The following is an 11,313-nucleotide window of genomic DNA, read 5'->3' as shown; positions in this document are numbered from 1 at the left end:
GTATGCACGCCAGTGTGTACGGAGACGACGTTGGGATACCACCCTTAATGTATCGGAATTCTAACTGAAAGAGTAACGACCTTCAGGACAGTGTCAGGCGGGCAGTTTGACTGGGGCGGTCGCCTCCTAAAAAGTAACGGAGGCGCCCAAAGGTTCCCTCAGCGCGGTCAGAAATCGCGCGAAGAGTGTAAAGGCAGAAGGGAGCTTAACTGCAAGACAGACAAGTCGAGCAGGTACGAAAGTAGGGCTTAGTGATCCGGTGGTACCGAGTGGAAGGGCCATCGCTCAACGGATAAAAGCTACCCTGGGGATAACAGGCTAATCTCTCCCAAGAGTCCATATCGACGGGGAGGTTTGGCACCTCGATGTCGGCTCATCACATCCTGGGGCTGTAGTCGGTCCCAAGGGTTGGGCTGTTCGCCCATTAAAGTGGTACGTGAGCTGGGTTCAGAACGTCGTGAGACAGTTCGGTCCCTATCCATCGCGGGCGCAAGAGATTTGAAGGGAACTGCTCCTAGTACGAGAGGACCGGAGTGGACGAACCGCTGGTGTACCAATTGTTCCGCCAGGAGCATAGTTGGGTAGCTACGTTCGGAAAGGATAAACGCTGAAAGCATCTAAGCGTGAAACCAGCCTTAAGATGAGATCTCTCATAGAGTTAATCTAGTAAGACACCTTGGAGATTACGAGGTTGATAGGTTGGATGTGTAAGTAGAGTAATCTATTGAGCTGACCAATACTAATATGTCGAGGGCTTGACTTAAACAAGAAGTACCATATCTCGTGGTAAAAAAATTAATCTGTGAAGTTTTGAGGGAGTTTACCAATTGGAAATTCACCTCGATAATCTGGTGGCGATAGCTAAGAGGATACACCTGTTCCCATACCGAACACAGTAGTTAAGCTCTTATACGTCGAAAGTACTTGGCTGGAGACGGCCTGGTAGGATAGATAGTTGCCAGTTACTTAAGCTCTGCACTTTGTGTAGAGCTTTTTTGTTTGCAAAAAATACGTGTATACAGTACTTTTTTACAGAAAATCTTGCATTGGTGTTTACAATTTGGTAAAATTACTACAGTTTTATAAAAGAAAATAAACTTATTTTTTAGTAAAGTATGGACAAAGTACTTTGGTGAAGAAAAATAACAAAGGAAGGGGAATTTTAATGGAACTGTTTAACACAATATTGGGAAAAATTAGTGACATCGTTTGGGGACCACCATTATTAGTTTTCTTGGTTGGCACGGGTATCTATATTTCTTTTAAAATTTCTTTTCTGCAATTTAGTCTGTTGCCTTATGCTTTGAAGTTGGCATTTTCTAAATCTGAACCAGCTGAGAAGGAAGAGGGCAAAACAGAAAATGAAGGTGATGTTTCGCATTTCCAAGCCCTAATGACTGCTTTGGCTGCAACTATCGGCACTGGGAATATTGCTGGCGTAGCGACAGCTATAGTTGCTGGTGGTCCTGGAGCAGTAATTTGGATGCAAGTTACTGCAATTTTTGGGATGGCCACAAAATATGCGGAAGCGATTTTGGCGGTTAAATATCGTGAAAAAGATTCTAAGGGCGAGATGGCTGGTGGACCTATGTACTATCTTTCTAAGGGTTTGAATATGCCTAAAATGGGCTGGCTCTTCGCTTTTTTTGGTACTGTTGCCGCTTTTGGGATTGGCAATATGGTGCAGGCAAATGCTGTAGCTTTATCTGTAAAACAGAGTTTTGGAGTAGAACCATGGATTACAGGTTTGATTATGGCTGCATTTACAGCTTTAGTGGTATTAGGTGGAATAAAAAGTATTGGTAGAATAACCGGTATTTTAGTGCCATTTATGGCTTGTTTTTATGTAATTGGTGGTTTGGCGATAATATTGATTAATATTGAACGCTTACCAGAAGCAATTACCATGATTTGGGCAGATGCTTTTACTGGCAAGGCTGTTGCTGGTGGGGCAATTGGTACGGTAATTCGTTATGGGGTAGCTAGAGGAGTGTTTTCTAATGAAGCAGGACTTGGTTCGGCACCAATTGCGGCTGCGGCAGCTAAAACGGATGTGCCAGCACGTCAAGCATTAGTGTCGATGACAGGAACGTTTTTAGATACTATCGTGGTATGTTCAATAACTGCTTTAGTAGTAGTTATGAGTGGTTTGTGGCAAGATGGGACAATTAATGGTGCGGCCTTGACTACGTTAGCATTTGAACAATTAATGCCTGGGCCAGGTGGTTGGATAGTAACAATTGGCTTGATATTATTTGCTTATTCAACTATTTTGGGTTGGTGCTATTATGGAGAAAAATGTTTGGCTTATTTAGCTGGCGATAAAGCGATATTTGCTTTTAGATGCTTGTTTTCAGTATTTGTTTTAATTGGTTCTGTTTCTAGCTTGACAATCGTTTGGAATATTGCCGATGTTTTTAATGGTTTGATGGCTATTCCGAATTTAATTGGTTTAGTTGGTTTAACACCAGTAGTTGTAGCCGAGACTAAAAGCTTTTTCAAACTGCGGGAAAAAGAAACTAAATTATATTTAGATGAGTTAGCAGTCGACAAAAATTAGTCTAGGCGCAAATTTTTTATAAACAGACTCAAAAACTTGCTTATATTTTGCAATAGAGCAATAATTAAGATTTAGAAAAATGTTTTACTGAGAAAAAATATATAAATAATATTAAGGCTGGATCAAGATATTTTATAATCTTAATCCAGCCTTAAGTTTTAAATATATACTTTTATATTTAATTTGCTAAAATCAAAGCGCAATTAATCCAGTAATTCTAAAATTGTCTGCTGTCTAAGGAAAAAAAGTGAACTAAAACATAGGGCAGTGCTAGAGGTTATTAGTTAATTGACCTTGCAAATAGTTGTTGAACAACAGATAAAACTATTTTTCTTATTAGAGAAAAATAATGAACTGAACAACATAAAATTTTTGCTTGTGATATAATTGAGTTAATAATATAAATGGGGGGAATTTTATGAAAATTGCTTTAATTCAAATGAAGGTATTGTCAAAACAGCGCGAGCAGAATATTAAACATGGTTTGGAACTCCTAGAACAAGTTCAAGCAGGCGTAGAGGTAGCTGTCTTACCGGAAGTTTGGACTACCGGATATTCTTTGGGAAAACTTTCCGAACAAGCTGAAACGTTAACTGGCGAACTAGTAATGCAGTTATCAACACTGGCGCGGCGCAAAAACATGTATATTGTAGCTGGTTCTATAGCTATGAATATGGCAGGCAAGTATTTTAATACGACCTTGGTATTTGATAAAAATGGGGATATTATTGGACGATACAATAAAATTCACTTATTTAGTTTATTTGCCGAAGAAAAGATTTTTGCTCCTGGTCAAGAGCGCACAGTCGTTGATATTGCCGGTGTGAAAAGCGGTTTAGCAATTTGTTATGATATTCGCTTTCCAGAACTTATACGGGCTATGGCTTTAGATGGTGCGAAAATTATTTATTTGCCTGCGGAATGGCCGGCAGTAAGAGGAGAAGCTTGGGAGTTAATGGTGCGAGCCAGTGCAGCGATAAACCAAGTATATATTTGTGCGGTAAATTGTGTCGGCGAATTTAAGGGCGAAAAATTTTATGGACACTCGATGTTGGTTTCACCACTAGGAGAAATTGTAAAAATAGCTGCGGCTGAAGAAGCGATAATTTATAGCGAAATTGATCTTAAGCAAGTGGATGCTGTGCGGGTAAAAATGAGTGTCTTGCAAGATTTAAGGCAAGATATGTACAAATAAGTAATGGTCTATGACTATGAAATAATCTTTCCTAATGGTGAAAGGGCCTGCGGTAGATTAGTGGCAGATAATCAGCACATAGCCGCTTTGCAGTTAAAATCTAAGAAGTGCTGTATTTTGAAACTGAAAATGATTTCAGAATCAAGGCTCTGTAAAACTAATAGTAGCAATGATTTTTTAATATTAGCCCTATTTAGTTATAAACTGGCAGTATTTTGGCAGGCAGGAATTCCGCTCTTACGTGCCTTACAAATAATAGCTGAAAACATTGATAAAAAATGGCAACGAGCTTTATTGGAAGTAATTGAGGCTTTGAAAAATGGCTCTAGCTTAGCTAGTGCCATTGAAGGTAAAACACAACTATTTACTAAGTTCTATGTGGCAATGATTGCGATTGCGGAACAAGTCGGTTTGGTGGATAAAGTTTTATTTAAATTAGCTAAACACTATAATAATCTGTATAAACTTTCGCGGCAGATAAAAAAAGCAATTATTTATCCAAGCTTAGTATTAGCTTCTTTAGCAATGTTGCTTGTGTTTTTTGTTGTCATTTTAGTACCAGTATTTATATCCTTGTACGAGACATTAAACATTGAAATTAATTCTTTTTTGCTTGTTTTCCAATATATAAGGCAAAATAGTTATTGGTTACTGGGAACATTTGTTCTACTGTTGTTGCTAATTGCTCTTGGTTGGTGCAAGCTTGCTTGGCGTAATAAAGTTAAATTTATCTTACAACAGCTACTGGCTAACTGTAGTCTAGCTAAACGTCTGCAAGAATTACAGTTCTGCCAAATATTTTCGCTCGGGTTGCAAAGTGGCTTGGATATCTTGACTAGTGTAAATTTAACGAAAGAAATAATAGTGTCACACAAATTAAAAAAGCAGCTAGACTCAGCTATTATAGACCTTAGTAGGGGTTGTTCTTTGTTGATGGCGCTACAAAAACAAACTAGTTTTATCAGCGCGAGCACTTTAGAAATGTTGGCAATAGGAGAAGAGACTGGGCAACTAGAACAAATGTTAGAGTTGGCAAGTCAGCAATTAGAGTATAATTTAAAATTAACTTTAAATAAGCTAGAAGTATATCTACAACCAGTATGTTTAATTGTGGTTGCACTGGTTTTAGCGGTAGTATTAGTGGTTTTGTTACAACCGCTGTTGGGCATTTTAGGGGGACTAGATGCAACAATCTAAAAAAACGATAAAGAAGGTGAAAGCTACGCTGATTTAGGATAATTAAATATTCTCAGATTATAAGTTCAGAGGATGTTTTATTAGGTTAAATAAATGTAGCCAGTTTAGTAGTTTCAGAAGACGCGTAGCGAGTTTATGAAAAAACAAGGATTTACTTTAATTGAAGTTGTAATTGTAATTGCCTTAATTAGTATTATTAGTTCGGTTTTGGTACCTGCTTATGAAAAAGCAGGTGAAAGAGCAAAAAATACTAAATTGCAAGCCGATTTAAAGGTCTTAGATTCAGCCATTGTTTTATACCGTTTGGATAAAGGGAAATTACCAGAAACATTAAAAGATTTAGAGCCAGATTATATAAGTGGAGCCAATGATTATCGCGACGCACGAAATTCAGAGTTGGTATACAGTATCGGAGAAGATCAAATAGGCTATAAATTAAAAGGGCAGAATGCTAAAAATCAAGAGGTTTATTCTAGTGGCAGTAGTAAGTAGACCTGGATTTTCTAGTATAGAGCTAGTGTGCGTCTTAGCAATTTTAATGAGCTTAGCAACTTTAATTATGCCTAATGTGGTTGGTTTTCAAAAAAGTTTGGAGCAGTGCTTGCTAAAAAATCAGTCTCAAATTTTAATGGCAGACTTAAGACGGATACAAGCAATGTCTCGATACCGTACTAAAGAGTTTAATTCCATCTTATTTGACACTCAAAAAGAAAGATATTGGTTTATGGAAAATATTCGTCGCTATGAACTTTGCGATTTAGCGGGTGCAGGCTATGGTTTAAATGCAGCCAACAAATCTAATATCTTCTATCATCGGGGTACTGTAAACAGTTATAATTACATTTATCTATGGCGCAAGTCGCGTCCACAGGCTACTTTCACAATACAAATTTTACCAGTAACTGGTAGAGTTAGTGTTTACCGAGAATGAAAAAGCAGGGGTTTGTATTTTTAAACACAGTTATCCTGATGAGTTTAGTATTTTTATTAGTAGCGGCAATATTAACTAATATACTTATTTGCTTGAATCTAAAAGAAAAAAGTGAGCAAGTAGAATTGGGGATGCAGGCTATGAAAAGGCATTTAGCAGGCGATAAAGAATTGGACATGTTTAAAATAAATACGCAAAAAGTAGAAGTTACGATAGCTAATAAGAAAATTAAAAAAAATATCTTGCAAGTGCTAGATAAAAATAAAGACAAAGCCTTGGTTAATTTGATATACTATGAAGAGTAGATACGCAGGATTTTTCCTATTAGAATTAGCTTTGAATTCAATTCTTTATTTGATAATTATTGCGGTTTTTTTAAAATGTATTCAATTTACGGTTGTTTTAAACCTCAAAACCATTGAACAAATAAATTGTCATGAAAATCAACGCTTTGTTTTTCAAACTTTGCGCCAACAACTAGGATTCTATGCCAAGCAAGTTAAGATAGTAAATGGTCCGGCTGGGCCTGTCTTAATTATTAAAGAAACGGCAGAAAACCGACAAGTATCTTATTACCGCGGTCAAGAACAATACGACCAAGGAGTTTTATATCAAGCCATTCAAATCAAGCAAAATCAGCCAGGGGTAAACCAATTAACAGATCCTTACAATGTTAAAGTGGTAGATTTTAAAGTTGAGCGTATTGATAGTCAAAATTTGCTGGTAACGCTTATACTTCAAGATAAACGTACGCATAAGCTTAACAGACAACAAGAATATATCCCGATTTTAAATGGTAAGGTTTTATGAAAAAGCAATGTGGGAATATCGGGATTTTTTGTTTGTTAATTTCGCTGGGCTTATTGACTTTAACTTGGAGCACTTATCAATTATTAGTGGCTGATTATAAAAATTTAAAGGTGGAAATACGCCAACAACAGCTATTTCAAATTACAAATAGTCTAATGGATTGTTTAAATGGTTGCCTAGAAACAAATTCAGAAATAAAAGATAGCTGGGAATTAGATGATGCGGTTGAGCAAGAGAAAATAAAAGTAACGGTTAATCTTAGCCAACAGAAAAATGTGGGTTGGTTAAGTGTGAGAGCTAGCAGTGGTGCTTGTTATCTAAATATCATTAAGGCGCTTGCACAACCACCAGAAGCACAGAGTGTATTTTATAATTATAATGCTGTCGCGCGCCAAATAAATTTAAGCAGTACAGCAATAGTTAATCGGCAGCAGGTAGTTGAGTATTATGAAAATGCACCGCCGACAACTGGAGAAGGCTATGGGCTGTCACAAATAAAAACGGCTTTTTTAAATTTTGATATTAAAAATTATGCTAAGTATGCTTTTTTATTTCCAACAGCGGAAACGTTAGAATATGGTTTAGCCAACAATATCTTTTTTGACGAACAAGGTGCTATTTACTATTTTCCCCCGCGTCAGACAATTTGTGGTGCGGGGCTATTTGCAAGGCGCGGTGACATTTTACTAGGCAGACATACTTATTTTCCAGATCAATTGATAATAATCAGTAATGGTAATATAGTTCTGGAAGAAGGCGTAAATGTAGCTCAAGGTTTGCTGATTGCGGGTGGAAATATCGAACTTGCTAAAAATGTTAAATTTCGGGGTAAAATATTTGCTCGCAATAGACTTAGTATCGCCTCTGGTGTAGAACTTAAGGATATTACTACCGAGCAATTGATTTTTAGGACTAATAAATATTTGTGGTAAAAATATAATATAGGGGTGAGGACATGATCAAAACACTAAATGTCAAAAATTTTATGGAAGATGCAGTTCTAAATGAATTGTACGATTCACTAGGGCGACATAAAGAGGCTTGTTATTGCCAAAAATGTCTAGCTGATGTGTGCGCAATTGCTTTGAACAAATTGCCTAGTAAGTATTATTCTACGGTATCGGGTGAAGCGTTTAGTAGGGTAGGCATTTTGGGTAATCAGTTTAAAATCGATATAATTATCGCTCTTAATGAAGCCATTGAAAATGTGAAAAATAATCCTCGTCATGATCATTACGTAAGTAGAGTTGAGGCGGATAAACAATGATTAGATTAAACTTTAAACTGCTTTTGCTTATTTGTCTGTTGCTCTTGAACACTCCTGTAGTATTTGCACAGCCTAGTGTTTTAGTTAATCAAACTAAACAACAAGTTTTTGTAGATGGCATGTTGAATTTAGAAGTTCAAGAAAAAATTAATCAAAGACTTGCTAGTTTTAATCTCGCACCTCAAGAAAAAGTTCAAATTTTAACCAATAATACTTCCGTTATTAGTTTATTTATTCCGAGCAAAAAAGGCGAAACTATTGAAAAACAGGCGCTGACTTTTGATGTAAATACTGGTAAAGAGTTAGTATTGAATGACTTTATTTACCTTAATGAAGCTTTTTACAATAAACTTGGTCTTACCAGTAAAGATATTCACGCGTTTGCAATTACGAAAGATGCGATACTTTTAAAAACTGCACCCCAGCAGGAACAATGGCGTCAAGTGCCATTTGAAGAAATTATCTCTTGGATAGATGTCCAAAAAATTATCGGGTGCTTTAATATTTACAACCTTACAATAAAAGCAAATGGACAAAATTTGCAAGCTGCGCCTAAAGACTTGTTGGTGGTTTTGCTACCATCAGATAAACTGGCGGGTTATTCATGGGAGATAGTCACTCCGCAAGGTTTTAACTTGCCTGTTGTAGAGCTATCCAGATCCTATATTTTAAATTCCCCCTTAGCGGAAGATACGGGTTATGAACTCTTTATTTTTGCCGTGAAAACAGCGGAGCCCACAGAAATCCAGCTGAAATATAGTAATTCTTGGAATAAAGATAAACAAGCGAATTTCCAACTAAAAATTAATCAATAAAATGGTTATCTAAGGCAGATAGCACCAACTAGATTGTAGTGGTTGGTGCTATCTTTTTGTATGTGAAGAAAACCATGTGCTATGCACATGGTTTAGGAAAGCTTAAAGTTACACAAAAATGCTTTTTAATATTTACTTCACAATATTTGAAAAAGAAGCAAAAAATCCTCCTTTGTTAAAATAAGTAAAGGTCTGCCAACCGAACTTAAAAACAAAGGAGGAAAAATAATTGTTATTGCTTTAAACCATATAAGAAATTTTCAGTTACACACCGCGCCATTTCTTGCGCATCGGTAATAAAGCCCATAAAAGTCAAAAGTAATAATTTACTAAATAAAGTACAAGCTAGATAGTCACTAGGATAGTTGCGCAGAAACTTTTTATCAAGCGCCTCTTGTAAAATTGCCTGTAAGACATCAAAGGTGTTTTGTACTTCCAGTAAATAACGTCCGTAATCTTCTTCTTTTAATTTATTTAATTGGCAAAGCGTTTTTTTAACGAGCATTTCTCTAGACGTTAGGGCATCTTTTTTCATAAAACTAAGAGCCTTCATTTCTTCAATAACGATAATTAAAATATCTTGGTTAGTTAAATAGTAATGGGCAAAAGCTAAGATGACTTGACGAATTTTTTCTTCACAGTCAAGGTTACTTGTTTGTAAAGTTTTTAAATCTGCCACAAAGGGCTGATTTATTTGAGAAAAGATAGTATAAAATAATTGTTCTTTATTGTGGAAATAATTATAGACGGTTCCTTTGCCGATATCTGCTTCGTGGGCTATTTCATCGATAGTTGTACCAAAATAACCATTTGTGGCAAATAGTTTTTTAGCAACAGCTAGAATTAATTGTTGTTTAGTTTCTCTCTTTTTTTGCTTCTGCATACTCATACCTCTCTAGACTAAATTATAGCATAGTTATTTAGTTGTTAGCAAACTAAAGGATGGGAAAAAGTAGATAATTCTGCCAATCTGGTAATTTAAAAAAAATAAAAAAACAATAACGAAAATATGTAAAGATAGTAACTTTTAAAATTTGAAAAATAGTTAAAACTATAAATATATTATAATTTTTCGTTAAAAATTTTTTACTACTATTGCCGAATAAATGTATACAGTATATAATCAAGTTATGTAATGGTTGTATATTTAAATATGGGAGGTAAAGAGGAATGTCTTTAAAAATCCTAATAGCAAGGTGTAAGGGCTGCGGCATATGTGCTGAGTTTTGTCCGAAAAAAGTTCTAGCAGTAAATGAGCTAGAGAAAATTGAAGTAGTAAATGCAGAAGCTTGTATATCTTGTCGGCAATGTGAAATGCGATGTCCAGATTATGCGATATTTGTAGAAAAAAAATAAAAAAGGAGTTGAGCAGTTTGTCTAAAGTAGTACATCTTATGCAAGGCAATCATGCTGTGGCAGAAGGAGCAATAGCGGCAGGGGTACAATTTTTTGGCGGCTATCCAATAACTCCCTCCACAGAAGTAGCGGAATCATTAGCAAAGTTATTACCAGCGACTGGCGGTAAGTTCATCCAAATGGAAGATGAAATAGCTGGAATTGGTGTTATAATAGGCGCTTCGTTAGCAGGTAAAAAAGTAATGACAGCAACTAGCGGACCTGGGTTTTCTTTAAAACAAGAATTAATCGGTTATGCTTGCATAGCAGAAATACCTATGGTAATAGTAAACGTGCAACGCGTAGGCCCATCCACTGGACAACCAACCTCACCAGCGCAAGGCGATGTAATGCAAGCGCGTTGGGGTACGCATGGTGATCATGCAATAATTGCCTTAACCCCAGGTAGTGTACCAGAATGTTTTGATTTAACAATTCGGGCTTATGAATTATCAGAAAAATATCGTACGCCTGTAATTTTATTGCTAGATGAAGTAATCGGACATATGCGTGAGAAAATAGAATTACCAGCTGATTATGCAACAGTTGCTAAACCACAGCGAAAAACGCCAACAGTACCACCAAGTGAATATAAAGCCTATAAAGCAGATGCCGATTTAGTACCGCCGATGGCTGCTTTTGGGACAGGCTATCGTTATCACGTAACTGGGTTAGTGCATGATGAAACTGGTTTCCCAAATGGCTCTAATAAAGCAACTAAAGACTGCTTAGATCGTTTACATGCTAAAATTTATAATAATATAGATGAAATTGTAACTTATGAAAACTACCAAATGGAAGATGCAGAAATCGCGGTTGTGGCCTATGGTGGTACAGCACGTACAGCCTATGCAGCTGTGGATATGGCGCGGGCTCAAGGTATAAAAGTGGGTTTATTTAGACCAATAACTATTTGGCCGTTTGCGGAAAAACAAATGCAAGAACTAGCAACTAAAGTAAAACATATTCTAGTTGCAGAAATGAATTATGGACAATATGTTCGTGAAGTTGAAAGAGCTGTAGCGGGTAAATGTCCAGTAAGCTTGCAAGCTAAATATAATAACGAGGCCATTACCCCAAAAGAAATGCTCGCAGAAATAATAAAAATTGCAAAGGCATAGCATAAAGGAGGAAAAAAGGAAT

At 36.4% G+C, this 11,313-nt stretch carries 13 protein-coding genes and 2 rRNA genes; 14 read left to right on the top strand and 1 reads right to left on the bottom strand.

Going from position 1 to position 11,313, the window contains the following annotated elements:
• From SUCMO_RS0110010 to SUCMO_RS0109955, 12 genes are all read left to right on the top strand, one after another.
• Window positions 1-763: ribosomal RNA gene (locus SUCMO_RS0110010) — 23S ribosomal RNA — on the top strand; the annotation flags it as partial.
• Window positions 764-847: 84 nt separating this feature from the next.
• Window positions 848-964 (top strand): 5S ribosomal RNA (gene rrf, locus SUCMO_RS0110005).
• A gap of 201 nt (window positions 965-1,165) precedes the next feature.
• Window positions 1,166-2,560, top strand: a complete 1,395-nt coding sequence (locus SUCMO_RS0110000; protein ID WP_019880590.1) for an alanine/glycine:cation symporter family protein — start codon at window positions 1,166-1,168, stop codon at window positions 2,558-2,560.
• A 418-nt stretch (window positions 2,561-2,978) separates the two neighbouring features.
• A complete protein-coding gene (locus SUCMO_RS0109995) occupies window positions 2,979-3,755 on the top strand; it encodes a carbon-nitrogen family hydrolase (protein ID WP_019880589.1) in 777 nt (258 codons plus the stop codon).
• Window positions 3,756-3,815: 60 nt separating this feature from the next.
• A complete protein-coding gene (locus tag SUCMO_RS0109990; RefSeq protein WP_169336631.1) occupies window positions 3,816-4,952 on the top strand; it encodes a type II secretion system F family protein in 1,137 nt (378 codons plus the stop codon).
• 135 nt (window positions 4,953-5,087) lie between these two features.
• Window positions 5,088-5,444 (top strand): type II secretion system protein, encoded by a 357-nt coding sequence (locus SUCMO_RS11080; RefSeq protein WP_019880586.1) that lies wholly within the window; start codon window positions 5,088-5,090, stop codon window positions 5,442-5,444.
• Entirely contained in the window at window positions 5,428-5,883 is a 456-nt protein-coding gene (locus SUCMO_RS0109980) for a pilus assembly FimT family protein (protein ID WP_019880582.1), read from the top strand. Before SUCMO_RS11080 ends, SUCMO_RS0109980 begins: the two co-directional genes overlap by 17 nt.
• A gap of 38 nt (window positions 5,884-5,921) precedes the next feature.
• Complete coding sequence (locus SUCMO_RS0109975) at window positions 5,922-6,188, top strand: hypothetical protein (RefSeq protein WP_156819282.1); 267 nt, start codon at window positions 5,922-5,924, stop codon at window positions 6,186-6,188.
• Window positions 6,178-6,693 (top strand): hypothetical protein, encoded by a 516-nt coding sequence (locus SUCMO_RS0109970; RefSeq protein WP_028954001.1) that lies wholly within the window; start codon window positions 6,178-6,180, stop codon window positions 6,691-6,693. The genes SUCMO_RS0109975 and SUCMO_RS0109970 overlap by 11 nt, the downstream gene beginning before the upstream one ends.
• The gene (locus SUCMO_RS0109965) at window positions 6,690-7,625 is read left to right on the top strand and encodes a hypothetical protein (RefSeq protein WP_019880579.1); all 936 of its coding nucleotides are present in this window, start codon (window positions 6,690-6,692) and stop codon (window positions 7,623-7,625) included. The genes SUCMO_RS0109970 and SUCMO_RS0109965 overlap by 4 nt, the downstream gene beginning before the upstream one ends.
• Window positions 7,626-7,648: 23 nt before the next feature.
• Window positions 7,649-7,960: a late competence development ComFB family protein gene (locus SUCMO_RS10775; protein WP_019880578.1), complete on the top strand. Its 312-nt coding sequence runs from the start codon at window positions 7,649-7,651 to the stop codon at window positions 7,958-7,960.
• Window positions 7,957-8,775, top strand: a complete 819-nt coding sequence (locus tag SUCMO_RS0109955; protein ID WP_019880577.1) for a protease inhibitor I42 family protein — start codon at window positions 7,957-7,959, stop codon at window positions 8,773-8,775. Before SUCMO_RS10775 ends, SUCMO_RS0109955 begins: the two co-directional genes overlap by 4 nt.
• Window positions 8,776-9,007: 232 nt before the next feature.
• Here SUCMO_RS0109955 and SUCMO_RS0109950 read toward each other — a convergent pair whose 3' ends face one another.
• On the bottom strand, window positions 9,008-9,658 hold the full coding sequence (locus tag SUCMO_RS0109950; protein ID WP_019880576.1) for a TetR/AcrR family transcriptional regulator: 651 nt from the start codon (window positions 9,656-9,658) through the stop codon (window positions 9,008-9,010).
• Window positions 9,659-9,945: 287 nt separating this feature from the next.
• Here SUCMO_RS0109950 and SUCMO_RS0109945 point away from each other — a divergent pair, with 287 nt between their 5' ends.
• Both SUCMO_RS0109945 and SUCMO_RS0109940 read left to right on the top strand, forming a co-directional pair.
• Entirely contained in the window at window positions 9,946-10,131 is a 186-nt protein-coding gene (locus SUCMO_RS0109945; RefSeq protein WP_019880575.1) for a 4Fe-4S binding protein, read from the top strand.
• Between the two features lie 17 nt (window positions 10,132-10,148).
• Complete coding sequence (locus SUCMO_RS0109940) at window positions 10,149-11,291, top strand: 2-oxoacid:acceptor oxidoreductase subunit alpha (RefSeq protein WP_019880574.1); 1,143 nt, start codon at window positions 10,149-10,151, stop codon at window positions 11,289-11,291.
• Window positions 11,292-11,313: the final 22 nt, after the last annotated feature.

This window comes from Succinispira mobilis DSM 6222, assembly GCF_000384135.1.
Taxonomy (GTDB): Bacteria; Bacillota; Negativicutes; order Acidaminococcales; family Succinispiraceae; genus Succinispira; species Succinispira mobilis.
This window is presented reverse-complemented; position numbering and strand designations above follow the sequence as displayed.